Source organism: Chloroflexota bacterium, assembly GCA_023475225.1.
In the GTDB taxonomy this organism is placed as follows: Bacteria; Chloroflexota; UBA6077; order FW602-bin22; family JAMCVK01; genus JAMCVK01.
In genome coordinates this window covers 1-25372 of the sequence record JAMCVK010000001.1, presented here as the reverse complement: position 1 = coordinate 25372, position 25372 = coordinate 1, and the positions used below count along the sequence as shown (strand labels likewise).

The window sequence follows — 25372 nt, the reverse complement described above, 5'->3', positions numbered from 1 at the left end:
CCCCCCAGGCCCTGGACTACCTCACGCCCAAGGAGTTCCTCGATGCCTGGAACCAACATCACGGCAGAAAGGAGGTGGTGTCACGGAGGTAGCGAACGAGTACATGAACTTGACTAAGCTGTATAACACTGTAAGCTATATAAGGCGAGAGCAGAGACAAAATAAGAGGGTAATTTAAGGAGCGTTTCTGAAAGGATGTCTATCCCAAATCCTACAGTGGCTATAGCCACCTTAGGTTGTAAGGTTAATCAGGCCGAGAGTGACGGGCTAGGGAAGGAATTTCGGCTGAATGGTTTCCGACTTGTCCCATTCACTGCGCCAGCCGATATCTACATCATCAATACGTGTACCGTAACACATATGGCCGACCGAAAGTCGCGCCAGCTGATTCGCCAAGCTAGACGACGTAATCGGCAATCTTTGATCGTGGTCACCGGATGCTATGTACGGACGGCACCAGAAGAAGTAGCGGCGACCGGAGACGTCGATCTGATCGTAACCAGCAGAAATAAGGTTGAAATACTCACCTCGATCCGACAGGCCACCTTATCTCGAAGAACAGACGAAGGATCCAGTTGGCCCTTATCAGAATTATCCGCATATCCTGTGAGGACATCGAAGAGGGGGTTAAGGACTAAGTTGCGAACCCGTGCCTTCCTCAAGATTCAAGATGGTTGCAGCAAGTTTTGTAGTTACTGCATCGTGCCATTCGCCCGTGGACAGGAGCATAGCATCGCCCCAGACACCGTGCTCACGGATATTCGGGAACTGGTTGAGCAAGATTATCAAGAGGTGGTGCTATGTGGCATACGCCTGGGTAAATACGGGCAGGACCTTGCTCCCCATACCAATTATGGCTTGGCTGACCTGGTTGGGGCCATATTAAGGGAGACTTCCTGTCCTCGCTTGAGACTTTCCTCCGTAGAGCCTCAGGATTTCGATCCATCCCTTTTGAATCTCTGGCCAAATCCCAGGTTATGTAGACATTTTCATTTGCCCTTACAAAGTGGTAGTGATGCTGTTCTTCAACGTATGCGCCGCGGCTATGATACAGCCAGCTTCCTAACCACGATGCATCTGATACGACAAGCCATACCGGATGTAGCTATCACCACTGATATGATCGTCGGCTTTCCCGGTGAGACGAACAAGGAGTTCGAAGAGAGTTACCATTTTGCTAAAGAAGCCAGCTTTGCTCGCATCCACGTCTTCAATTTCTCCCCTCGATGCGGAACACCAGCAGCCGCTATGCCTGGTCAGGTGCCTGAGGCGGCGAAAAAAGTACGGAGTGAAATGCTGCTAAAGTTGGCCAAGGAGAGTGGTCAACGATTTCGGGCCCAATTTGTCGGTACAATGGGCCGAGTTCTATATGAGCAGAGGATGTGCCCAAGAGAACAGGCAAAGGTCCTTGCGGGAACAGAGTTTCAGGGACTCTACGACTATACCTTTTGGGAAGGGCTTACAGATAATTATATTCGCGTCTATACGAAGACGACGAATAGCCTAGCCAATAAGATAGTGGATACAAGGCTGGTCGGTGAGCTTTCGTCTGGCCTGCTCGGAGAATTATTCCTGTGCGCTGCGGACTTTTTGACATCGGATGGCACTTTTTGTTACATTTGAGCCAGCGATTTCTGCCCCACTCCATCAGGGGAGAACCTTCTTCGGGAAGCATTCGAATGCTAAAAGGGAGGCGTGTCTCCGCCGTCGTTCACGGGCTCGTTCAGGGCGTTGGCTTTCGTTACTTTGTGATACGACAAGCTAACAGGTTAGGTTTGACGGGGTTTGTACGCAACTCCCCGGATGGCAGATCAGTAGAGGTCGTAGCCGAGGGAAACGAGAACGACCTACGAGAATTGCTGAGCCTGCTCAGAGTTGGACCTTCGTCAGCCGAAGTAGAAAGGGTAGATGTTGAATGGGAAGAGGCCCGAGGCGAATTCTCCCGCTTCCAGGTGCGATTCTAGACTCAATGTTTGAGGGAGCGAATGCCTAGAAATCCGGAAAGGCTCGCCTGGGCCGTCCTATGTTCTTCATTTTTTACCCTTTGTCTAATTACAACCTCGCTCATCACAGGCATTAATTGGTACCTTTCTAATGCCATGGATCCCCGCCAAGCCAAAGTTGAGATCCTTAGTGGCACTGTCCTGCGACAAGCTCCTGGAGCTAAAGTGGAAACTAACGCCACTAGCGGCCTAGAGATCGGAGAAAATGACACCATCAGGACAGCGACTAATTCGCAGGCCATCATCTGGCTTTTTGATGGCAGCAATGTACGTCTATGGCCAGAGACCAGCGTCACCATCGTACAGCTACGATCTACCCGCTATAATCTTAACTCCATGGCTATCGCCTTAAGACAGCAAGGTGGACACACACGCTTCGAGATAGCGCCCCCATCAACAAGAGCAAGAAGCTTCGAGGTGGAGACACCTCAAGCCTCGATGTTACTGCGAGAGGGCAGTTATAGCATCGAAATCATTGGCGAAACGACCTATATCGTCACTCATTATGGTTCAGCCAGCGTAACATCAGCCGGAAAGACGGTAGAATTACTTCAGCGCGAGCGAACAGAGATCGGGAGTAAACACCCTCCCAGAGATCCTCAACCGGCCGCTCGTGATCTGCTTATAAATAGTAACTTTACACAGGGCAACGACGGTCTGACCGGCTGGCTAAAAGGCAATCGGGAACAGCAAGGCGATGTGCCTGGCGATGCCACTGTGCGGACTGAGGAAGGACGTAACGTTCTAAGATTCACCCGTCTTGGTAGTGAAGGTAAGCACGTGGAAACCTTCATCCGTCAAGACATCAATAAGGATGTTACCGATTTTCAATCACTGAAGTTGACCCTTGACTTGAAGCTACTTAAACAATCGCTATCCGGTGGGGGGATCTTAGGCTCGGAATATCCCTTGCTGGTACGAATCAGATATAGAGATATGTATCAAAGTGAAGCCTCTTGGATTCGTGGTTTCTACTTTCAAAACAAGGACAACTACCCCACTTGGAATGGCAAACGAGTACCGGAGGGGAGGTGGGATACCTTTGAGGCTGACCTCTTTGATCCAGACACTATATCGCCCAGGCCAGCCTACATTCTATGGATAGAGATAGCCGCCTCCGGTCACGACTTCGTAAGTGAAACAACTAATGTGCGGCTGGTCACTGAATGATAAGCGTTGGTATAGTTAGGTTTGGCCTACCTGGTTCACTCAAGAGTGATCACGTGTAACGCTGGAGACATCTTTAATCCCTTCCAGTTTAGCCAGAACACGACTAAGCTTATCGATACTACTTATCTCAAGGCTAACCTTGATAGTAGCCGTCCGATCGGGATGTGTCTCCACGTTCATCGATAATATATTAATCCTATCTTCAGCGATAACTGTGGCCACATCACGCACCAGACCATCTCTATCCCAAGCCTCAATGCGGATAGGCACAGGATAGACCTGCTGTCCAGCACGTCCCCAGGCCACATTTACCAGGCGCTCCCGCTCGTCTTCGGATTGAACGTTATAACAATCTTTGCGATGGATTGTTACCCCCCTACCCCGAGTTATAAAGCCGACAATATCGTCTCCTGGCACTGGGTTACAACACCTAGCCAAACTAGTCAAAAGATCTCCCACTCCCATGACCTGTATACCCATGGCAGCAGTAGCTGCTTTAGCCCCGCTGCTTGGAGTGGCAATCTGACTCTCACGCTGGGCAGTCAAACGCACGGCGATATGCTGAAGATTAACATCACCGTAGCCTACAGCAGCCAGGAAATCATCGACTTTATCATATTTGGCCAATTTGGCTATATCTTCCAACTTTTCATTGGACAGTCCCAACCGACTTAACTCTTTCTCTATCTGTTCACGGCCACGGGCAATATTCTCCTCCCGTTGTTGCCGCTTGAACCACTGGCGGATCTTTTCTCGGGCGTGAGCCGTCTTTACGTAGCCAAGGTTAGGGTTCAACCAATCACGACTCGGCCCTCGCGGCGACTTCGATGTAAGGATTTCGACGATCTCGCCACTCTTAAGCTCATAGTCCAGTGGTACGAGTCGGCCATTTACCTTCGCCCCGATACAGTGATGTCCAACGTCGGTGTGGATACGATAGGCAAAATCCAGCGGTGTAGCCCCCACCGGCAGATCTTTGATCTCTCCCCTTGGGGTGAAAACGTAAACGCGGTCCCGGAAGATGTCAGCTTTCAATGATTCGACAAATTCCTGAGCACCAGCCATCTCCTTCTGCCACTCGATGAGTTGTCTGAGCCAGGCGATCTTTTCCTCAAATTTGATGTCCCGTTTACTGCCCTCTTTATATCGCCAATGCGCGGCTACGCCATATTCGGCCACTCGATGCATCTCATGTGTCCTGATCTGAATCTCAAGTGGTTTCCCCTCAGGACCGATTACCGCAGTATGCAAGGATTGATATAGACTCTCCTTCGGCATAGCTATATAGTCATCAAACTGTCCAGGTATGGGATGCCAAAGGGAATGAACAACACCTATAGCATGGTAGCAATCAGGTACATCGTCAACGAGCACACGCACAGCCAGCAGGTCATACATTTGGCTGAAATCTACGCCTCGTGTCTGCATCTTGCGATAGATGCTGTAGATATGCTTGGGTCTCCCACTGATCTCGGCTCTAATCCCCGCCCGTTCCAGCTCCTGTTGCAATATGGAGATAACCTGGTTAATATATCTCTCACGTGTAGTGCGACGCGCCACCAGCATAGTGGCGATTTCATGATACTTCTCCGGTTCGACGTGTCTAAAGGCCAGATCCTCTAACTGCCACTTCATTTGCCAGATGCCCAGGCGGCTGGCCAACGGAGCATAGACCTCTAGTGTCTCTTGAGCAATGCTTCGCTGCTTGTCGAGTGGTAAATGCGCAAGGGTGCGCATATTATGCAAGCGATCAGCCAACTTAATCAAAATGACACGGATATCCTCAGCCATAGCTAAGACCATCTTCCGTAGATTCTCCGCGCGAGGGCTGGTCTCATCATCGCTGTAAGAGGAAACAGGCCGTTTACTCCTAGCCTGTTCCATCGCCATCCAGTCGATACGACTGAGCTTGGTAACGCCATCAACGAGCTTGGCTGTCTCTTCCCCAAAAACCGATCGAATCTCTGACAGTCCAACGTCGGTATCTTCGGGGACATCGTGCAGTAAGGCCGCGATGATAGCCGTGACATCAAGACGAAGTTCGGCCAGAATCGTGGCTACCACCAAAGGATGAGTGACATACGGCTCGCCAGAGTGCCGTGCTTGATCGCCATGAGAGCGCACGGCGAAGTCGTAAGCTTGCTTGATGAGGATCAGATCCGTCTCCGGCAAATAACCAGCGACACGCTTGAGCAAATCATCAATCGTGAGTCTATTCTGATATAGTGGCAATTGATTGGTGGTTGTCTCCCCCTGTCTTGCCATCATCCCTCGCCCGTCTGTAAGTAACCCTCCGTGATAAAACTCAACATTACTTATACTGAAAGTATAGTGTAACATTGACCCCAGCGCAATAAATTTGTTTAAGTGTGCGGAATCTTTAGAATTAGCCTAATCATCCACAATTAGTCGGGCTCCTACATGCTCATCTTAATACAACCTACTGTGGTGCTTGAATCCTTCTGCAGATTATTTGGACAGCCTCGTCTAAGTGCGCTATGGTATTGCCCAATGAGGAGTCCAGAGGGGGCTCCGCCCCGGCCTCTATCCCCTCAGGGGGTAGTCCAGAAGGGGGGTGACCCCCTTCTGGGAGGGTTCTAGGGCTCTGCCCTAGCCTCTATTCCCCCTTCTCCCACCTTGTGGGAGAAGGGGGTAAGGGGGATGAGGGCTAACCGACCATAATTTGACAGCCGGTGTCCAGAAACTATATTATCAGGCATAATATTGACTGCCGGATCAAGGATATCCGACCAGAACATCCCAAGGGCAATACAAGATACCTTTTGGAAATTACTTTAGGGGAGCAACTTTGTCTAATATTGAGCGGGTGGCTATTCTGGTCAGCCTCATTTTGTCTGGATTAGCCCTTTCCCTCATCGTCGATCCCTCAATACTTTGGATACTCGCTATCATCATGGTTATTCTAGTCTGCCTCGGTAGCGACTTCATTGTTCACTCTTATTGGCGCGTTCAATTACGACGACGCAGATATACATTTACAATTTGGGTTTTGCCGGCCTTATTGGTCTCCGGCGCGTTTCTATTTCTGCGCTTACCGCTGTTCAGCAGCGGGCTCAGCGTAGTAATAGGACTGGCCTTCAGCGGACTAATGCTAATGACAGTCATCATCAGCCTGTTCCACACCATAGACCGCGAGGATCCACTGTATAATGTTGCCAGGCTTGCCCTCAACCTGGTCTCTTATCTGATTGCCTTCATCCTCTACGTGGCCATCTACACGCCGAAGATTCGTAGCCTGATGTCGGCCACAGCGGTAATGTTTGTGAGCGCTTTACTATCCCTCGAACTCTTAAGAGGTACAGAGGGAGATGCGCGAAGAACATGGCTATACTCTGGCATCATCGGCTTAATTATGGGCGAGATCACCTGGGGACTGAACTATTGGATTATCAATGGGCTTGTTGGTGGCGTGTTCTTGCTCCTGATATTTTATATTATGAGTGGTCTTAGCCAATACTATCTGGCTGGCCGCTTGAATAGCCGCCTTGTGACAGAGTTCAGTTTGGTGACGGCCATCGGACTTGCCTTCGTCCTGGGGTCTACCTTCATGCTGAGAGGCAGTTAAGTGCATCTTGCCAGAGATAGATATAATCTTTACAATGCAACCAAAAATTTTGGGTCTTATGGGGTAGATGTTAAATGACACAATTTCAGAGCGAAAGCCGGGATAGGCTAAAGAAACGCTGGATTGAGCAGGCAATCTCCTTGGCAATGCAAAACCGCTGGGAGGATGCGGTGGCTATCAATCGTACCATCCTTGATCTCTTCCCAAACGACGTTGACGCTTACAACCGGTTGGGGAGGGCCTTGACTGAGCTTGGTCGTTATCGAGAGGCACGAGAAGCCTATCAACGCGCTGTCGAGATAGACCCCAATAATACCATCGCTCAGAAGAATCTCTCACGCCTCTCACAACTCACTATCGATCAATTACCAGCTAAAGAGCCTGGCAAGGTGATCCCGCATATGTTCATGGCTGAAAGCGGCAAGACAGGGGTGGTTACCTTGACGCATCTAGCGGATAGCGAGACACTGGCTAAGGTAGCTGTGGGAGAAGAGGTTCACCTAACGCCACGGGGCCGCGCCCTACTTGTCTACAGCGTCCGTGATGAATACTTGGGCCAGGTCGAACCACACCTGAGCCAACGTCTGATCGACCTAATGAGAGGTGGTAACCGTTACGCGGCTGCCTTGATGGCCCTCGGTGACGGCCGGGTGGATATTATTATTAGAGAGATCTACCAAGACCCCAGTCAAATCGGTAAGATCTCCTTCCCATCCAAGGTTACCCCTGAGAGCACGATAAGGCCTTATATAAAGGATACGTTACTCAAGTATGAATTCGAAGAAGAGGAGTTTGAAGAGCCTGAACTTGGCCTGGAAACAGAGTCCGAACCGGAAGAGCTTGAGGAGGGGGATCTCAACGAGGAACAGAATAGTGAGTAACCGCTTTATTTAAGGTGGGGCGAAGGTGATTCTCCCTTCGTCAAGGCAACTTATTCTCACTAAAGACTCTATGGGTACCTTTAAAGGCGCGAGCCGCTCCCGCCCACCTTCGAACGTTTTCTCGATCACCACACCAATGCCTACCAACTGTGCCCCTGCATCGGTCACCAATTCGGACAGAGCCTCAATTGTAAGCCCTGTGGCCAGAAAATCATCCACAATTAAGACTCTATCTTGTGGACTGATGAACTCAGGAGAGATCATCAAATCAACCACAATACCCTTCGTGTGTGAGGGAACACAGCGACGGTAGACCACCTCAGGCATAGTAATCGGCCTTCTCTTTCGCGCATAGAGCACGGGCACGCCCAACGCCAACCCGGTTAGCACAGCCGGTGTGATCCCAGAGCTCTCCGCCGTCAAAACTTTAGTTGGCTCTTGAGCCCTGAACCTGGAAGCTAAGTCCTCAGCCCCCTTGAATAAGAGAACACAATCGATTTGATGATTCAGGAAGGCATCAACTTTTAGGATGCCATCGCCTAATACCTGACCGTATTTTAGGATTGCCTGGCGTAGCTCCTCCATTTACTGCCCCCTTAGCCCGTTCAGACGGGCTGCTGAACTTTCATCTCTGCCCCCTCCAATGAGGCGCTCCCAGCCTGACAATTTTTCCCCGGCTATGGCCCACATCCCTCGTCGCATTAGTTGCATCTACAATCAGAGGAGACTTGGCCACAATCCAGCTATAATCGTAGCACGTGTGGCCGCTGATGATCACCACACAGTCTGCATTCTGGAGCAAGTCCTCATTCAGAGGCATCGACCTCAATACACGTTCTTCGTGATAGAAAACATCAGAGCCTACCTTAAATTCTGGCACGTAGGGATCGTTGTAGACAACATCAGCCTGGCTACGTAGTAGCAGCTCGATAATCCGTTCAGCTGGAGCATTACGTGCGTCGCCTATATCTTTCTTATAGGCGACACCAAGCACAACAATCTTTGCCCCACGAAGGCATTTACGATGTGTGCTTAAGGCCTCAGCAACTTTTGCCACCACATGAAAGGGCATATCTAGATTCACCTCAGCCGCTAGCTCAATGAATTTCGTGTAAAAATCATATTCCCTTGCCTTCCAGAGGAGGTAATAAGGGTCTACCGCAATACAGTGACCTCCCACCCCAGGTCCAGGGTAAAACGGCATAAATCCGAACGGCTTAGTTGAGGCTGCCTCGATTACTTCCCAGATATCAAGTCCCATCCTTTCACAAAGCTTAGCTAATTCGTTCACTAAGGCGATATTGACGCTACGAAAGGTGTTCTCCAAAAGCTTGGTCATCTCCGCTACTCTGGGCGAGGAAACAATGTGCACCTGAGACGACATTTGCCCGAAGAGTGCCGCCGCTAGCTCAGCGCATTGAGAGGTCAGTCCACCAATCACCTTAGGAGTATTCTCAACAGTGTATCGCTTGTCTCCAGGGCTAATCCGCTCTGGGGAGAAGGACAAGTAGAAATCAACCCCAGCTTTCAATCCGGATTTCTCCAGGATCGGTAAGACTACCTCTTCTGTTGTACCTGGGTAGGTCGTACTCTGCAATAGGATGAGCTGACCGGGTTGTATATGGATAGCGATTTCGCTGGCCGCTGCCACCACATGGGAGAGATCAGGAGATTTGTGTGGTGTAAATGGGGTGGGAACACAGATCAGAACCACATCCGATTGTTGTACTAAGTCATAATCAGCGCTGGCTTCTAGCCGCTTTGCAGCGACGAGCTCAGCCACCACCTCTCCGGTGATATCGCCGATGTAACTTGCTCCATTATTGATGGACCGAACTCTATCAGCGTCAACATCGATGCCCCAGACCCTGAACCCTACCTTGGCAAAAGCTACAGCCAAAGGCAATCCCACATAGCCCAGACCAATGACACAAATCACAGCTTTCCTTGTGGCAATCTTGCTATGTAGATCGAATGGCGTAATCCTATGGCTGCTAGACCGAGCGGAGTCTCGCTTAATCTCCCCTTCCCTTGCTACCCCAGCCATTACAGACCCTTTCCAGCCACACCAGAGTCACCAGTGCGATCACCAGTACAGCTGAACCAATTAAATAGGCTTCGACCACTCCAGCCTTCGTCAGAAAAAGAGACAACATGCCCAACGCGCCACAAACCAAATATAGAGCCATAACCGCTTCCCGTTGCGTCCATCCAAGCGCTACCAACCGATGACTCATGTGGTCCTTCCCCGGATTCGTCAGGGGATTTAAGCCTCGGCGGAGCCGGGAAACGACTACAAGGGTAGTATCAAAAATCGGCAGAAGCAGAACCATCACCGGAATCATCCAAGTTACTATGTCGGTGTTTTCAAATCTTAACTTGATGCCCACCGCCGCCAAAGCGTAGCCGAGGAATAGGCTACCTGTATCTCCCAGGAAAATGGTCGCCGGATTAAAATTGTAATAAAGAAAACCCAAACATGCTCCCAGCAGAGCAGCAGCCAAACTGGCCACGAGGAATTGACCACTCCCTACGGCCAAAAGGAAGAAGAAGGCCGAGGCGATGGCGGCCACACCTCCGGATAAGCCGTCCATATTATCAAGAAGGTTCAAGGCATTGGTGATGCCTACAACCCATATGATGGTCACAGCATAGTTTAAGATCGGCTGACGCAAGAATTCCACGTGCACCCCAACAGCAATGAGGATCAGAGCCGCCGTCGTTTGACCACCTAACTTGAGCAACGGTCGCAATCCCCACCGATCATCCCAAATGCCCAGGAAGGAGACGAGCGTCGCTCCGATGAAGATAGCTATCAATTGTGGCACATAGAATCGCTCCGCAAAGATGAATAGAGCAAGGGCAGAGGCAACATAGATGGATATCCCTCCTAGTAAAGGCACGGCCTCAGCCTGAATCTTGCGCTGGTCAGGTCGATCTATCGTACCCGTAGCTAAGGCGATGCGCTTCACAACAGGAGTAGCACCGATAGCTAGAGTCAAGGCAACGGCGAAAATAAGCAGATAGTTAAGCATAACGTTACGGCCCTCTCCTCTTCTGCAAATCATCGATAAAGGCTTGCAGACCTGACGCTTCAGTAGTTGGAGCATAACGCTTTGCTGCCTGAGCAGCAGCAATGGCTTGATCCATAGCACCCATATCCCTATAGACCAGGGCCAGGTTTCTGTAAGCGAGCCAATCTCTCGGTTCGATGGCCACGCTGGCCTCAAATTGTTGCGCTGCTTCACGCAGCTTCCCCTGACGAGACAAAACATAGCCAAAGAGGTTATGCACTACAGTCAGATTGGGATTCTGCGACACTGCTCGGCCCAGAATGTTGGCGAGGGACTCGTCACGGCCACCTTTGAGATAGAGTTCCACCCGTTGTTGAAACTGCGAATCAGCCAGGGCAGACGGATTCAAGTCGGTGGCCTTACGGTGGTCCGCCAGGGCTTGGTCAAACTCTCCTTCTGAGAGAAAGACGTCTCCTCTGATCACATAGCTGAGATAATAAAGTGGATCAAGCTGAAGACTAGCCTCAACCTTCCGTAACGCCTCCTGTCGGTTACCCTGCAGCAGATATATCTGGGCCCACTCATCATAAAGATGAGCAGAATGAGGGCTAAGGGTGGTAGCCTGCTGGTAGTAGCGATGAGCCAAGTCCAGCTTATTTCGATCAGCTAATTCGCCCCAGGCTCGATAGAGACGAGCCAAATTGGCATAATGATCTGTGTTAAGTGGATTCAGACGCCGGGCTTCCTCTAAAGTGACCAGACTAAGATTCAACAAGTCCTCCCTACTCAACTCGGTCAACCGCTTTACAGATAGAGATAGCGCATCTTGAAGGGTAAAAGCAAGCGGAGGAGAGGCCTTTACCTTAGAGCTGGAGCGAGCTATCTCTAGATAAGCCCGTCCCAAGAACAGATAATAGAGATCCTGATTCGGAGCCAGTGCAATGGCATGTTGGTAAGCGTTAAGGCTAACCTCCCAGTTGCGCACTTTATCTGCTGTATCAGCACGCTTATAATACACGTCAGCGGCAATAACGTTAAGGTTCAAAAACACGGCCATGCCAATGAGCGGAGTCACTATCGCATAAGCCCACCAATTGCGGCGTTGCCAGATATTTGACCAGGAAACCTTCGGTAGAGATATGGCCACTAGCACCATACCGAGCAAAAACCAAACGAACGCTCCCACCAGAGCCAACTGGACGTTCTCTATAGGAGGCAGTCTAGACAGAATCCACATGGCCATGACGCTGATTGACAAATAGGACCAAGTCAAGGTGGCACCTGGTAGGACCATCCCGCCAACAGCAAGGCGTTCCTTTGGGGCATGGCGACCAACGCTAATAGTTCCCCTCACTGCGCCAGCCTTACTCTTGGACAGCTTCTTAATCCCTTTGTCAGTTGTGTCACCAGGCCTGGTGCTAACCACACCCGCCTCAGCCGATGACCGCTCGATCACCCTGGCGCCAAGGCATCCTAAAAGAGCCAAATAGAGCCAGAAGTAGGTCCAGGTAGCCACGATCGCAATGCCGAATTGCAACTCAATGAAATGAGCCACAAGGGCAGAAAGAAGGCCCAGGATGAGTGCTTGGCCACAGAACCCATTTGTCTGCCACAAGAGTTTCCAACCATAGTAGAATCCGACACTGACCAATAAGAGAAAGGAGACCAAGCCCAGTACGCCCTCCATCACCAGGTGGTCCAAGAGATCATTATGGCTACGATCAGGAGAGGCGTTGCGTGCCTCGTAATGAGCGAGATTGGGTGGATAGACCTTACTAAAGGCTACTAACATAGCCTCCGGCCCATAGCCAACTAATGGACGCAGAACACCTAACGGATCCGTTCTAAAGCCAACATTCGGCTTTGTGGTGATTAGTTGCAACGCCCCTTGCCAGATGAGTATCCTCACCTTGCCTGTGCCTCTCTCCACTTGGGTTAGCTCACCAAGACGTCCAATATAGGGAACTTTTTTGAACGGTTCGAGTGGTGTACCAGAGAGATTGAAAACGATCAATAGACCGACCAGTAGCGATGATACGGCCACTGTACTCCATAGCAACCGCCGCTGTTTCCGACGTTGGGCCAAGGCCAGAAGGAAGAAAAGCAGACCGGCCAATAGTCCCAACAGTGGACCGCGACTTTGGGTAAGGAAAAGAGTGACGAGCTGGAGACACAGGAGTAGCCCATAGCCCACCATCTCGCCCAAAACAACTAGATATGATGCCCGCTCAATCCTGAAGGATAGGCTCAAGGCCAAGAAAATGCCTATGGCCCCAAGTGCCCCCCACCATACATTGGGCGCGTTAACGCTATAGATCACTGGTATCGCTAAGACCACATTTTGCAGGATCAGTATCGCCAGTCGCCCTAGCAGGGCTGAGCTGCCGGCGTAAAAGTGCCCTATGGGCGGCTTGGGAAGTTGACGCAGCCTGGCCAGAGCATCCAGCAACCTGGCTAGAGTTAGCGGCACGACCATAATAAGATAAGCCCCCAGGAAGATAGCGTTGCCCATCGAGGAGGTAACCCGGAAAACTACATCCCCAGACCAGGGCAATGGGTCTTTACTAAGATGCTGTACAAGCCCGTAGAGGGAGATTGGCACGCTGGTTAAGAGAATAACGTTGATCAGACGATCGAGCTGCTCCCGCCGACGCAGGGTTTGAATGACCATAAGGAAGAACAACAAGTAGGTGAATACAGTGTACGTCCCTTGTAAACGCTGGTAAGATCCCCAGAGACTAATCGATGGAACGATGGAAAACAAGGTCGCTAAAGTGTAAGCGAGAGCAAAAAACAAAGTTGAAACGAGGAGCAAGTTTGGAGAAAGTCCTCTTTTGTGAACAGATAGAACTACGCCTGGCTGTTTGTCCTTAGCCACATCCCCAGCTTGGGCCCGTTTCCATCCTCGCTCAAAGCCCCTGATCGCAAAGGATAGGGCCATGACAAGGACAATGCAACGTAAGATGATGATCTTATCTGGCTCAAATACGCGGCTGCTATAAATATTGAAAAATAGCGGTACAGCTGCAATCGTTGCCAGCCAGCCAGCTTCGAGGATATTTTCACAAAATAAGCCGAGCTTAGTCATAGAATTCAGCGTCCCCCACGGTCGATCACCGATTCGGAACCATCAGGCAAGATATTTGACGGAAGAAATGAGGCTGTAACCCACCGACAGATTCGGCAGTATTTCACTGAATCTTCTTTTATTTGATTTTGCTCAGAGGGCATCTTGGCCACCGGGCAGCTGCCCTGTGGCCCGACTTAAGAAACACCAACTTGATGAAACGGCTAGCGTGACTACTCGCCGATCCTACCGAGAGGGATTTCTAACAAATCGTGTGGTGTATTCGGGATGCTAGCCGGGAGCATTTCTCCAAGAATCTTCTGCATCGCCATCGTGTGGCTACAAACCCCCCGGCTAGCAAAAAAGCTGCAATCGCAATGCCAGAGGCCATCACAGTAACTTACGGCATGTACGGCGTTCTCTCCTTGAAAATTTACCTCGAATTTGGTGAAGGTCACCCGATCCCTTTCTTGTGCATAGCGCCTTGCCTTCTCAATCTTGCTAATCAGGCTTGAGTTCACCAGTATCCTCCTTTCAATTCAACTGTCCAAATTATAACTCCAAGGATCTCCCAAAGCATAAAAAGCAAAGGGGCACTCAGGCGATTTCCACCTAGTGCCCCCAGAGATATACGGCTGTAACCGCACCATCCATCATCTTTAAGCCTGATCCAAACTACGAAAAGGACGGAGAATCATTAAGCATTAATATTATATCCTTCCACCTGTATCCAAGTCAATCGCTGCCAGCTGCTCCTTAAGATAGCCGATTACGCTAACCGGCGTGGGATCAACACCGTAAAGGATGGCCAAATAATAACTCGTGAAATCCCCGAAGTACAGTGCTGACATCATCTGCGCAAATGAGCTTTTCCCCAACGCTTTAACCAAGCGATGCTGAATATTATATTTATCCATGATCTGTTGGGTAACCTTATAGCGGAGGCGGAGACGGGGAGGTAGACCATCCGAATCCAACAGAATAACTAAGATATAGCTGGCCAATTGCTGCGGGAACTCATAGCCCACTACGGCATTATGATTCAGCTCCGGAAAGGCCTCGTAGCAGCTCCATGCCTTACTATTCTCGTTGAATTGCGTCTTCCAGCGCCGTGCTACTTCAGAAAGTATCCCCCCACCATAAACAACGGGCAGCCGTCCGTAGATAGATTTGGCCAGCTGCTTGGCTTTATTCTCTTCCTCAGCTAATTCAGGGCCTAACTCAATCGGCATTTCTTCCAGAATCTCGATGGTTTCCTTTACATCCACCGTCTTATCCGAGCAGAGCCCCAGGCCTTGAAACAAACCCAATAAGAGGGTAATGGAGTAACCAAGTGCTGCCCTGGGCTGCGCTTGGTAGTCAAAGCAAAGAACAGGTATGGCCTCCTTCTCTGCCCAATCCCGCAACTTGCCGCCTGTGCAAACGGCCACGGCCTTAGCCCCCTTAGCTACGGCTTCCTGGAAGGCAGAGAGCGTCTCCTCCGTGTTCCCCGAATAGCTAGAACCAATGACTAGGGTATTTGGGCCAACAAAGGACGGTACGTGGTACTCACGGCAGACGATAACAGGAATCCTGGCCTCGTCGGCCAATAAGGAGCGTACCAGGTCGCCTCCAATAGCTGAGCCACCCATCCCCAGGATAACAGCGTTATCAACAGATCCGTATTGGCTAGGTAGGCGAAAACGGGTCACTGTTTGCCAGGCGTTATAACATTGCCGAGGGAGCTCACTGATGCGATCAAGCATCCCCTCAGGATCGATCCGCTGCATTACCTCTAAATCATCAAGTTGCTTCATCATGCTCATAGTCCAATCAATTGCTGACCATACCGCAGGATATCTGAAAGCAAACTTGGACTGCCGGCCTCAGCATAAATACGCATAATTGGCTCCGTACCACTAAAGCGGATTAACAACCAGCTGCCATCCTCCAGGAAGAACTTAAAACCATCTATTGTTTGTACGTCGGTGACCGCCAGACCAGCTATCTTAGATAGATGGGCCTCCCGTAGATGGCGAAGAATGTTATCCCGCTTCTCGGCCGGAAACCCTGTATCTATGCGATCATAATAGCGTGGGCCAACCTTAGAAAAGAGATACTCCACTAGCTGGGACGGCGTGCAGCCAAGTTCAATCATCATATCCAGAATGTACAACCCCGCCAGGATACCGTCACGTTCTGGAATATGATCCTTAAAAGCGAATCCCCCGCTCTCCTCACCAGCAATAATCGCCTTTTCCTCCATCATCTTCAGACCGACATGCTTGAAGCCTACCGCAGTCTCGAAGACAGGCACACTGTACAACTCGCCCAGCCTGTTTATCATCGAGGTTGTATTGATCGATTTGACCAGTGCCCCCCTCCAGCCACGTATCTCCAAAACGTAGAGAGCAAGCAAGGCGAATGCCTGAAGCTGATTGACATATTGACCGTTCTCATCAACGACGCCGATACGGTCGGAATCACCATCGGTGGCCAGTCCAATGTGGGCCTTATGCTTTCGAACCGCCCTCATCAGTCCCGTAAGATTTCTGGCGATAGGCTCTGGAGACTCCAGGCCAGGAAATAGAGGATTACGTTCACCATTGATCTCAGTCACCACGGTCTTGCCGCCGCCAAGGATAGATTTGAAGCAGCCCATCCCAGCCCCATACATCGCATCGGCCACGATGTGAAATCCGGCCCCTCGCAATCGCTCCAGGTCCACTAAATTGGCGATATGGCTGAGATAAATAGGCTCAGGCGCAAAATAGGTTACGATACCATCCCGCAAAGCCTCATTCAGGGGTAGGCGTGGCACGTGGCCACTACTCTGTGCACGGTCGATCCGCTCCTCGAGCTCTGCGATGACTTGAGGCGAGGCTGAGCCTCCATATTCAGGCTTGTACTTCACGCCATTCCAAATTGGCGGATTATGACTGGAGGTTATAATAACCGCCCCGGCAGCCTCTTGTTGAACTACACTATAGGAGATGACCGGTGTCGGGGCAGTTCTCTCACACAGCAACGTTTTTATTCCATTGGCCGCGGTCACCTCGGCCACAGCGGCCGCGAAGTGCTCTGAAGCAAAACGAGTATCATAGCCAACGACAAGTGGTCCTGCACTCCTGCCACTATCCTTTAGGTAATCAGCCACACCCTGGGCACAAAAACGAACATTTTCAAAGGTATAGTCTTCCGCGAAAATAGCTCGCCATCCATCGGTACCAAATCTGATTTTGTTAATCATCCATCGACCTCTTCATATAGTAAGCTCGCCAACGGGTAGAAAATCGGCGCAAGATTCTGCCTCGCTTGCGGCAGGCCCATTCCTTACCTTACCAGCTTCTTGGACTATGGCTAAACCCTTTGGCGCCAGTAATCGAATAAATCACGAAGTGTTTGTTCAAAGGGGATTACCGGCACCCATCCTGTCTGATGCCGGAATTTTTTGCAGTCAGCCAGAAGAATCTTCACGTCAGATGGCCGCAGCCGCGAAGGATCCTGTCGGATCTCGATTTTGACCGACGTCATGCTCAAAAGGATATCCAGCATCTCCTTCACCGTGCGCGACACACCGGAACCAACATTGTAGACCTCACCCGGGATGCCCTTCTCTAGAGCCAGCCAATAAGCCCGCACTACATCACGCACATCACTCCAATCTCGTTGGCTGGTCAGATCACCAACATACAGCGCAGCGGGGTTACGCCCCTTCTCCATCTCAGCGATCTGCTTAGCAAAGCTGGAGGTAACGAAAACGTGTCCACGCCGTGGCCCGGTATGGTTGAATCCTCTCGTGACCACAGTGCGCAATCCGTAGCTCTTATGATACTGCCAGGCGAGCATCTCCTGGCACACCTTGCTTACCGCGTATGGGCTAAGGGGACGGAGCGGATTCGTTTCCTTCACCGGCACCTCGTTGGGGTAGACCAGACCATACTCCTCACTGCTACCAGCTACATGGATGAGAGGATCGATGCTCGCCTCCCGTACGGCCTCAAGAAGATTCACCTGTCCCACTATATTCAAGTGTAGTGTATCCGCAGGTGCATTCCAAGAGGCGGGCACATAACTCTGCGCCGCTAGATGGAAGATGCGATCCGGACGAAGTCCCCCTACCAGTCTTTTCAGGGAGAAGGCATCAGCTATATCTCCTTCAATCAAGTTAACGCTGTCCGGCCGGGAGTTCGTCTTCAGCATCCTCTCCAAGTCCTGAACGCTAGTAATATTCCCTCCTTGTCCAATTATGTTAAGCTTATTGTTCGCTGCCAGGTCAGATAGGTTCTCCATTCGACTGCGCCAACGATAGAGCCCATAGACCTCGATGCCCCCTAGCCCAAGGAGATACTCTGCCAGATGACTACCGGCCATACCCGTTATGCCGGTAATTAAGACCTTCATCCGTTCCTCCTAAAATGTAATCGTGTTCGATTCAATCGTCCGATTCGGCCAGATTTTGATGCCCTGCTCAATCTTGTTGCCCACACCGATGACACAGTTATCAGCGACAATAGCCCCGTGAGTGATCCAAGTATTATCTTCAATGGTACAGCTACGAGCAACTACACAACTTTTCATCATCACGTGGCTGCGGATTACCGTTTTCTCCCAAATTACGACATCCTCCACCACCGTATCTCGTCCAATATCACAGTAATCGCCAACGACTACCGGGCCAATGATGACGACGCCTGAGCCGATGGTCACATGGTTACCAAGCACGATTGGTCCGGTCAATTTGACTGAAGGATGGATCTGACAACCATCACCTACCCAGACGCCATCGTGCATCTGTTCGCCTGGCAACCTCTTACGAATACGTCCGGTTAACAGGTCGTGATGGACGGTGATATACTTTGCCGGGGTACCGATATCAATCCAGTAGGCATTCGAAGGGTAACCATATAAGGGATCATCCATTTGCAACAACACCGGAAACAGCCCGTGTTCAAACATATAATATACCTTCGGGGGCACATAGCGAAAAACCTCTGGTTCCACGATGTAGGTCCCAGCATTGATCAGGTTAGTCGTGACCCGATCCCAACTTGGCTTCTCGATAAAGCCTCGCACCTTGTTCTCCGCGTCAGTCTCGACCAAGCCATAAGCTGTTGGATCCTCAACCGGTGTTAAGGCGATAGTGACCCTGGCTTTCTTTTCCCGGTGAAAACGGTGCATAGCGGTCAGATCTAAATCAGTCAAAATATCACCGTTGAAAACGAAGAAGGTGTCATCCAGATAGGACTCAACGTTCTTTACACCTCCGGCTGTTCCCAAGGGCTTCTCTTCCACAACATAAGTGAGCTTCACGCCAAAGGCGCCTCCGTCGCCAAAATACTCCTGAATGACATCAGGCCGGTAGCACATACTAAGGATGATGTCTTTGATATTGTGTCGCTTCAGATAGCTGAGCACATGTTCCAGGAACGGACGATTAACTACCGGAAGCATGGGCTTCGGCAGGTTACAGGTGAGAGGTCTGAGCCTGGTCCCTTCCCCACCGACTAGGATCACCGCCTTCATCCAGCTCCCCCCTCAGGCCCTAAATTCGGCGGTTAGCCTGTTTCGCCAGTAATCTAGAAGCTCTTCTACGGTTTGTTCGATGGGAATCTCCGGACACCAGCCAGTTTGAGAACGAAATTTGCTCGCATCACAAACGACATCCAGCACGTCAGCCGGTCGCAGACGATCGGGATCAGCTTCAACCTGAAGGGGAACCCTACTTTTAGACAGGAACATATCCAATATCTCCCCCATACTCCAGGATCTACCATTACCCAGATTATATACTTCACCAGCTTTGCCCCGCAATAAAGCCAGCCAGTATCCCCTGACCATATCGCGCACGTCGGTGAAGTCGCGCCTGGTTTCTAGGTTACCCACTAAGATCGTTGGGCCACGAAGACCAAGCTCGGCCTCGGCGATCTGCTTGGCAAAGCTGCTAGTCACGAATTCCTCGCTCTGGCGTGGCCCGATGTGATTAAAGGGACGGACCCTCACTGCCTGCAGCTTATGACTAATAAAATATTGGTAGCCTAACATATCTTGAGCGATCTTACTTACTGCGTAAGGGTTGTTAGGCCGAAGAGCATTGTTTTCAGTAACAGGTAGCTCCGACGGGAAGATTAGTCCGTACTCCTCCCCAGAACCTACCACCAATATGCGGGGATCTATACCACAGCGAACAACAGATTCGAGGACATTCAGTTGTCCAATGATATTTGTAACTACTGTTTTGCCTGGATGTACCCAGGCTAGCGGCACTGCTGCTTGTCCGGCAAGGTGGAAGATATAATCAGGGCGCACCTCCTGCATGACATGCTGTACAAAGTCGAATTCAGCCACGTCGCCCTCATAAATAGTCAGGCGTTGACGTAGGTGAGCAAGGTTAGGGCTGGGGTGTCCAGCGTGTACAATACCACTTATCTCCAGCCCTGTGGTGGAGAGGAGATACTCAACTAAATAACTGCCAGCAAAGCCGGCTATCCCTGTAATCAGTGCTCTCGGCAAGGTTACCCCGCTTCGAAAATTGCCTTTTTGCCGAGATTATAGCCCAGCCTCCGCCCTAAGTAAAGCCGCCTTATCCACTATCTCCCAGGGAGCATCAATATCATCACGTCCGAAATGTCCATATACCGCCGTGGGTCGGTAGATTGGACGACGTAAGCGCAACGACTCAATGATCGCCGCTGGACGCAGATCGAAATGCTCGTGGATCAGATGCAGAATCGTCTTCTCCGGCGCCTTCGCTGTACCGAAGGTCTCGATCATGATTGAGACCGGTCGAGCAACCCCTATAGCGTAAGCCAACTGGATCTCGAACCTATCGGCCAGGCCGGCCGCAACTATGTTTTTGGCTACATAGCGAGCCGCATAAGCACCAGAGCGGTCGACTTTAGTGGGATCCTTGCCCGAGAAACAACCACCACCATGCCTGGCCATGCCGCCGTACGTATCCACAATGATCTTACGTCCTGTTAAGCCGGCGTCACCCATCGGCCCCCCAATCACAAAACGGCCTGTGGGATTAACGAAGTATCTAGTTTTTTCATCGAGCATATGAGGTGGTATCACAACCTTGATAACGTGCTCAATCACATCTCTTTCAATTACTTCATGGCTTACCACCGCATCATGCTGAGCAGCGACCACCACTGTGTCCACCCGATACGGCTTGCCATAGTGGTATTCAACCGTCACTTGTGATTTACCATCAGGCCGCAGGTAAGGCAGAGTTTTATCCTTGCGCACTTCGGCTAAACGCTTACACACCCGATGCGCTAGCGAGATAGGGAGGGGCATCAACTCCGGCGTTTCGCTGCAGGCGAAACCAATCATCATCCCCTGGTCGCCAGCCCCAATCGCATATGGATCATCTATGGCCATGTCGCCTGTTCTCGCCTCGAAGGACTTATCTACACCAATCTTGATATCTGGCGATTGCTCTTTGATCGAGACGACCACCCCACAAGTCTCGTCATCAAAGCCATATTTGGCCCTGGTGTAACCGACGCTACGCACCGTTTCCCTGATGATCTTTTGTATATCCACGTAACAATCAGTCGTGATCTCACCCATCACTACCACCAGACCTGTCGTGGCCGCTGTCTCACAGGCCACACGGGCCAGCGGATCTTCGGCAATGATAGCATCCAAAATAGCATCCGAAATCTGATCACAAAGCTTGTCCGGATGGCCCTCTGTTACCGACTCCGAAGTGAAGAGCAATTTTGCCGATGTCATAAAAGAACTACCGTTGCCACACACTTGAAACCCTCCCTCTAGCATTTAATTAGATTCAAGGATGCCTCCTTGTAACCGAAACCCAAGCCATAACTTCAACTTAGCCCTTACCTATGTTCCAGCCTCCCAAGAGGCGAGATACTCTCTCTGTGCCGCAGTCAATTCGTCTATCTGCACGCCCATCGAGTGCAACTTCAGCCGGGCGATCTCAAGGTCGATCTCCCTTGGTACTAGATAAACTCGCCTCTCTAGTTTCTGGGCATGCTTCACCAGATACTCAACCGCTACAGCTTGATTAGCGAAGCTCATATCCATAACAGCGGCCGGATGGCCCTCAGCCACGGATATATTGACTAGGCGCCCCTCAGCCAAAAGGTAAACGCATCGGCCATCGCCGTAAACATATTCATCGATGAAATCACGCACACGGCGTTTCTTCACAGCTAACCGCTCGAGAGCTGGAATGTTGATCTCATCATTGAAATGTCCAGAGTTGGCCAGGATAGTCCCATTCTTCAAGGACCTCAAGTGCTCCTCATCAATAATGTTTACATTGCCAGTGGTGGTCACAAAGATATCCCCGATTTTGGCGGCCTCTGCCATGGGCATCACGCGATAGCCGTCCATAAGCGCCTCCAGGGCCCGCACTGGATCTACCTCTGTCACAATCACATTAGCGCCCATCCCTCGCGCCCGCATAGCCACACCGCGTCCACACCAACCATAGCCGCATACCACAAAATTTTTGCCGGCCAAGAGGATATTCGTCGCCCGCAGGATGCCATCGATGGTACTCTGCCCTGTTCCATAACGGTTATCGAAGAGATGTTTTGTATTGGACTCGTTTACAGCGACGATCGGATATTTCAGGACACCCTCCCTTTCCATATTCCGCAGGCGAATAACCCCTGTCGTCGTCTCCTCCGTACCACCGATGACCTTCGTCACCATTCCACTCGTATCTTTATGCAACGTAGAAACTAAATCAGCACCATCATCCATAGTGATATCTGGTCCGTGAGTGAGAGCAACCTCGATATGCCTGTAGTAGGTTTCGCTATCCTCACCCTTAATGGCGAAGACTGCTATTCCATAATCTGCCACTAACGAGGCAGCTACATCGTCCTGCGTAGAAAGAGGGTTGCTGGCACAAAGAGCTAACTCAGCCCCCCCTTCTTTAAGAGTAAGAGCAAGGTTAGCCGTCTCACTAGTGATGTGCAGGCAAGCAGAGATGCGTTTAGACTTTAATGGCTTCTCCCTTCCAAATCGCTCCCGAATAAGCCGCAGAACAGGCATCTGGGCCTCAGCCCATTCGATCCGCAACTTCCCTTTAGGTGCCAAGGAAAGGTCCTTTACCTCATACCGAAGGCTCACATTGGTTGACATTTGCTTGATCTCCTTCCTAAGATTAAATCTGGGCAAAATAGGTGATCTGCCTGATCTCGTCATAGCGCTTGGCTATCTGCTGCTGGTTTAAGGAGGCCAATCTTCGCACCCCAAAATCCTCCACCGTATAAGAGGCAACAATGCTGCCGTGAATAACGGCTCGTTTGATCGCCTCCGGAGTTATTTCCTGCTGAGTGCTCAAATAGCCAAGTAAGCCACCAGCAAAACTGTCTCCGGCGCCGGTAGGGTCTAGAACTTGCTCTACAGGATAGGCAGGGGCTACGAAATAGACCGAATCACCGAACAGTGCACAGCCATGCTCTCCCTTCTTGATTATCACTGCCTTGGGACCCAAACGCAAAATATACCTTGCGGCAGCGATCACGTTGTAAGCACCACTGTACTGCCTCACCTCCGCCTCATTCATTAACACGATATCCACTGCTTCTATCACCGTGGTCAAGTCCGCTCGCTTGCGCTCGATCCAGAAGTTCATCGTATCCATCACCGTGAGCCGCGCCCCTTTGATCTGACGCAAGACCTCCAGCTGCAAAACGGGATCGATATTGGCCAGGAAAACGAAGTCGGATCCTCGATAGTCTTCTGGCAATATGGGATGAAAGTCAGCAAAAACGTTCAGCTGTGTATCCAGTGTTTGAGCGATATCCAAGGGAAAGTCATAGCGAGCAGCCCAGCGAAATGTCTTACCGGGCCGGAGTTGTAACCCTTTCAAATCCACCCTTCGCTGACCAAGCAGGTCTAGGTACCCCTGCGGAAAATCAGTTCCAACGACGCCTACCAGGTTTACATTGGTGTAAAGGCTGGCCGCCAAAGCAAAATATGAGGCTGCACCTCCGAGAGCTCCATCTACTTTACCAAATGGTGTCTCCACATCATCCAGGGCTATCGAACCAATCACAAGGACGCTCATGCTATGCCTCCGTCTTGACTACTTCAGGCCATGCCCTTGTCTTAGCTCGACCACCCGCCTCAGACCCTCCTCATAGGGAGGGCGTACAATGCCATTCTCGGTAATGATTCCAGCCAGATAACGGGCAGGAGTAACATCGAAGGCCGGATTGGCGGCGCGAACGCCTTCGGGAGCAATGCGCACTCCCCGAATGGAGACTACTTCATCAGGGCTACGTTCCTCAATGGGGATCCCTTCACCCGAGGCGAGAGATAAATCTATCGTAGAGGTCGGGGCAGCAGTGTAGAAGGGAACTCCATGCTCTTTGGCCAATACGGCCACCGTGTAAGTGCCGATCTTATTCGCGAAGTCACCATTAGCGGCGATGCGGTCGGCCCCAACGATAGCCAGGTTGATCTGCCCCTTCCGCATGAAGTATCCAGCCATATTGTCCGTGATCAAGGTCATAGGAATCCCATCCTGCGTAAGTTCCCAAGCCGTCAGCCGCGCCCCTTGTAACAATGGCCGGGTTTCATCAACAAATATGTGAATCCTCTTACCCTGTCCCCAGGCCGTTCGAATTACACCGAGGGCAGTTCCGTAATGAACCGTCGCTAGCGAGCCGGTATTACAGTGGGTGAGAATGTTGGCGCCGTCCTTGATCAGCTCCGCCCCAAAAGAGGCCAATCTTCTATTAGCCAGTTCGTCCTCCTCGGCCATTCGCTGCGCCTCAACAAGGAGAGCCCTTTTGATCTCTTCGTTATCACCCCGACTACGGGCAGCAACGCTGAGCATGCGCTCAAGGGCCCAGGATAGATTCACCGCCGTTGGGCGGGTCTGCTGCAGGTAGTCCGCAATTTTGCGTAGCTCCCTGAGAAAGGCTTCCCTTGTCTGGGCTTTAATCTCTAAAGCTCCCAAGACCACTCCATAAGCAGCAGTCACCCCGATTGCTGGTGCACCACGCACGCGCATCTCTCTTATAGCCAAGGCAACATCCTGATAAGTCCGACATTCCAGGATAACGGTCTCCAGAGGTAATCTCTGTTGATCAATGAGGCGAAGTACACCGTCATTCCATTCTAATGTTCGCAAGGTATCCCTCCACCATGTTAAAATTTCCTCTCCTAAGGTTTCAGTACAAAAAACTTCTCTCCGATGAGAGAAGTTACAAGAAATCTCCTGCATCTCTCATCTTTCAGAACGCAACGCGTCCTGTCGGAATTGGCACCAAACCTAGTCAAGGGTATCCCCTCTGGTTAGGACTTGCCTCTCACCCCCTAGGCCGGTTGCCGGGCTTCACTGGGCCAGTCCCTCCACCTCTCTGGATAAGAGCGTAGCGAGATATTCAATTGTCAGGTGGGATTATAGCATAGGCATTTCCCGTGTGTAAATATATGTACTCGTTCGCTACCTCCGTGACACCACCTCCTTTCTGCCGTGATGTTGGTTCCAGGCATCGAGGAACTCCTTGGGCGTGAGGTAGTCCAGGGCCTGGTGGGGCCAGATGGTGTTGTACGCCTTCTCCCAAGCCCGTAGCTCGGCCCCCAGGGCGGCAACGGTGGGATCGGCAGTGCTGCATTCGTAGAACTCCTCCGTGTGGGTGCGCTGCGCTCGCTCCACCTGTCCATTC

At 51.0% G+C, this 25372-nt stretch carries 21 protein-coding genes and 1 riboswitch; of the genes, 5 read left to right on the top strand and 16 right to left on the bottom strand.

What is annotated here, in order from left to right; genetic code table 11:
* Window positions 1-195: 195 nt before the first annotated feature.
* From mtaB to M1136_00095, 3 genes are read left to right on the top strand one after another with little or no spacing between them, the layout of a single operon-like run.
* The gene (mtaB, locus tag M1136_00105) at window positions 196-1623 is read left to right on the top strand and encodes a tRNA (N(6)-L-threonylcarbamoyladenosine(37)-C(2))-methylthiotransferase MtaB (GenBank protein MCL5074042.1); all 1428 of its coding nucleotides are present in this window, start codon (window positions 196-198) and stop codon (window positions 1621-1623) included.
* A 56-nt stretch (window positions 1624-1679) separates the two neighbouring features.
* Window positions 1680-1964 carry an acylphosphatase gene (locus M1136_00100; GenBank protein ID MCL5074041.1) on the top strand — a complete coding sequence of 95 codons (285 nt, stop codon included), beginning with the start codon at window positions 1680-1682 and terminating at the stop codon, window positions 1962-1964.
* A gap of 21 nt (window positions 1965-1985) precedes the next feature.
* Window positions 1986-3173 carry a FecR family protein gene (locus M1136_00095; GenBank protein MCL5074040.1) on the top strand — a complete coding sequence of 396 codons (1188 nt, stop codon included), beginning with the start codon at window positions 1986-1988 and terminating at the stop codon, window positions 3171-3173.
* 39 nt (window positions 3174-3212) lie between these two features.
* Here the strand turns inward: M1136_00095 and M1136_00090 are convergent, their stop codons facing one another.
* Window positions 3213-5438, bottom strand: coding sequence for a bifunctional (p)ppGpp synthetase/guanosine-3',5'-bis(diphosphate) 3'-pyrophosphohydrolase (locus M1136_00090; protein ID MCL5074039.1), 2226 nt, complete (start codon window positions 5436-5438; stop codon window positions 3213-3215).
* A gap of 544 nt (window positions 5439-5982) precedes the next feature.
* On the opposite strand from M1136_00090, the gene M1136_00085 reads away from it, so the two are divergent.
* Entirely contained in the window at window positions 5983-6759 is a 777-nt protein-coding gene (locus tag M1136_00085) for a hypothetical protein (protein MCL5074038.1), read from the top strand.
* 74 nt (window positions 6760-6833) lie between these two features.
* Entirely contained in the window at window positions 6834-7640 is an 807-nt protein-coding gene (locus tag M1136_00080; GenBank protein MCL5074037.1) for a tetratricopeptide repeat protein, read from the top strand.
* Between the two features lie 9 nt (window positions 7641-7649).
* On the opposite strand, the gene xpt is transcribed toward M1136_00080, so the two are convergent.
* From xpt to M1136_00005, 15 genes are all read right to left on the bottom strand, one after another.
* Window positions 7650-8225 (bottom strand): xanthine phosphoribosyltransferase, encoded by a 576-nt coding sequence (gene xpt / locus M1136_00075; GenBank protein ID MCL5074036.1) that lies wholly within the window; start codon window positions 8223-8225, stop codon window positions 7650-7652.
* A 40-nt stretch (window positions 8226-8265) separates the two neighbouring features.
* Entirely contained in the window at window positions 8266-9579 is a 1314-nt protein-coding gene (locus M1136_00070) for a nucleotide sugar dehydrogenase (GenBank protein ID MCL5074035.1), read from the bottom strand.
* A gap of 76 nt (window positions 9580-9655) precedes the next feature.
* Window positions 9656-10675: an undecaprenyl/decaprenyl-phosphate alpha-N-acetylglucosaminyl 1-phosphate transferase gene (locus M1136_00065; protein ID MCL5074034.1), complete on the bottom strand. Its 1020-nt coding sequence runs from the start codon at window positions 10673-10675 to the stop codon at window positions 9656-9658.
* A 4-nt stretch (window positions 10676-10679) separates the two neighbouring features.
* Window positions 10680-13742, bottom strand: coding sequence for an O-antigen ligase family protein (locus M1136_00060; GenBank protein MCL5074033.1), 3063 nt, complete (start codon window positions 13740-13742; stop codon window positions 10680-10682).
* Window positions 13743-13954: 212 nt separating this feature from the next.
* Window positions 13955-14242: a hypothetical protein gene (locus M1136_00055; protein ID MCL5074032.1), complete on the bottom strand. Its 288-nt coding sequence runs from the start codon at window positions 14240-14242 to the stop codon at window positions 13955-13957.
* A 189-nt stretch (window positions 14243-14431) separates the two neighbouring features.
* Window positions 14432-15520 (bottom strand): bifunctional phosphoglucose/phosphomannose isomerase, encoded by a 1089-nt coding sequence (locus tag M1136_00050; GenBank protein ID MCL5074031.1) that lies wholly within the window; start codon window positions 15518-15520, stop codon window positions 14432-14434.
* Between the two features lie 2 nt (window positions 15521-15522).
* Window positions 15523-16950, bottom strand: a complete 1428-nt coding sequence (locus M1136_00045; protein ID MCL5074030.1) for a phosphoglucomutase/phosphomannomutase family protein — start codon at window positions 16948-16950, stop codon at window positions 15523-15525.
* 110 nt (window positions 16951-17060) lie between these two features.
* Window positions 17061-18104, bottom strand: a complete 1044-nt coding sequence (locus M1136_00040) for a GDP-mannose 4,6-dehydratase (GenBank protein ID MCL5074029.1) — start codon at window positions 18102-18104, stop codon at window positions 17061-17063.
* Window positions 18105-18113: 9 nt separating this feature from the next.
* Entirely contained in the window at window positions 18114-19226 is a 1113-nt protein-coding gene (locus M1136_00035) for an NDP-sugar synthase (GenBank protein MCL5074028.1), read from the bottom strand.
* 12 nt (window positions 19227-19238) lie between these two features.
* Window positions 19239-20213: a GDP-mannose 4,6-dehydratase gene (locus M1136_00030; protein ID MCL5074027.1), complete on the bottom strand. Its 975-nt coding sequence runs from the start codon at window positions 20211-20213 to the stop codon at window positions 19239-19241.
* Between the two features lie 36 nt (window positions 20214-20249).
* Window positions 20250-21446, bottom strand: a complete 1197-nt coding sequence (gene metK / locus M1136_00025; protein MCL5074026.1) for a methionine adenosyltransferase — start codon at window positions 21444-21446, stop codon at window positions 20250-20252.
* A 111-nt stretch (window positions 21447-21557) separates the two neighbouring features.
* Window positions 21558-22832, bottom strand: coding sequence for an adenosylhomocysteinase (ahcY, locus tag M1136_00020; GenBank protein ID MCL5074025.1), 1275 nt, complete (start codon window positions 22830-22832; stop codon window positions 21558-21560).
* Between the two features lie 22 nt (window positions 22833-22854).
* Window positions 22855-23763, bottom strand: coding sequence for a PfkB family carbohydrate kinase (locus tag M1136_00015; protein ID MCL5074024.1), 909 nt, complete (start codon window positions 23761-23763; stop codon window positions 22855-22857).
* A gap of 18 nt (window positions 23764-23781) precedes the next feature.
* Window positions 23782-24834: an S-methyl-5-thioribose-1-phosphate isomerase gene (gene mtnA, locus M1136_00010; GenBank protein ID MCL5074023.1), complete on the bottom strand. Its 1053-nt coding sequence runs from the start codon at window positions 24832-24834 to the stop codon at window positions 23782-23784.
* Window positions 24835-24927: 93 nt separating this feature from the next.
* Window positions 24928-25074, bottom strand: a riboswitch (SAM riboswitch).
* A 75-nt stretch (window positions 25075-25149) separates the two neighbouring features.
* A partial coding sequence (locus M1136_00005) for an integrase core domain-containing protein (protein MCL5074022.1) occupies window positions 25150-25372 on the bottom strand: 223 nt, incomplete at its 5' end.

What these genes read in the sequence shown, in the direction of transcription:
- mtaB (MCL5074042.1), top strand. Translation starts at nt 196, where the DNA reads ATGTCTATCCCAAATCCTACAGTGGCTATAGCCACCTTAGGTTGTAAG.
- M1136_00100 (MCL5074041.1), top strand. Translation starts at nt 1,680, where the DNA reads ATGCTAAAAGGGAGGCGTGTCTCCGCCGTCGTTCACGGGCTCGTTCAG.
- M1136_00095 (MCL5074040.1), top strand. Translation starts at nt 1,986, where the DNA reads ATGCCTAGAAATCCGGAAAGGCTCGCCTGGGCCGTCCTATGTTCTTCA.
- M1136_00090 (MCL5074039.1), bottom strand. Translation starts at nt 5,438, where the DNA reads ATGGCAAGACAGGGGGAGACAACCACCAATCAATTGCCACTATATCAG.
- M1136_00080 (MCL5074037.1), top strand. Translation starts at nt 6,834, where the DNA reads ATGACACAATTTCAGAGCGAAAGCCGGGATAGGCTAAAGAAACGCTGG.
- xpt (MCL5074036.1), bottom strand. Translation starts at nt 8,225, where the DNA reads ATGGAGGAGCTACGCCAGGCAATCCTAAAATACGGTCAGGTATTAGGC.
- M1136_00065 (MCL5074034.1), bottom strand. Translation starts at nt 10,675, where the DNA reads ATGCTTAACTATCTGCTTATTTTCGCCGTTGCCTTGACTCTAGCTATC.
- M1136_00060 (MCL5074033.1), bottom strand. Translation starts at nt 13,742, where the DNA reads ATGACTAAGCTCGGCTTATTTTGTGAAAATATCCTCGAAGCTGGCTGG.
- M1136_00050 (MCL5074031.1), bottom strand. Translation starts at nt 15,520, where the DNA reads ATGATGAAGCAACTTGATGATTTAGAGGTAATGCAGCGGATCGATCCT.
- M1136_00045 (MCL5074030.1), bottom strand. Translation starts at nt 16,950, where the DNA reads ATGATTAACAAAATCAGATTTGGTACCGATGGATGGCGAGCTATTTTC.
- M1136_00040 (MCL5074029.1), bottom strand. Translation starts at nt 18,104, where the DNA reads ATGAAGGTCTTAATTACCGGCATAACGGGTATGGCCGGTAGTCATCTG.
- M1136_00035 (MCL5074028.1), bottom strand. Translation starts at nt 19,226, where the DNA reads ATGAAGGCGGTGATCCTAGTCGGTGGGGAAGGGACCAGGCTCAGACCT.
- metK (MCL5074026.1), bottom strand. Translation starts at nt 21,446, where the DNA reads ATGACATCGGCAAAATTGCTCTTCACTTCGGAGTCGGTAACAGAGGGC.
- ahcY (MCL5074025.1), bottom strand. Translation starts at nt 22,832, where the DNA reads ATGTCAACCAATGTGAGCCTTCGGTATGAGGTAAAGGACCTTTCCTTG.
- M1136_00015 (MCL5074024.1), bottom strand. Translation starts at nt 23,763, where the DNA reads ATGAGCGTCCTTGTGATTGGTTCGATAGCCCTGGATGATGTGGAGACA.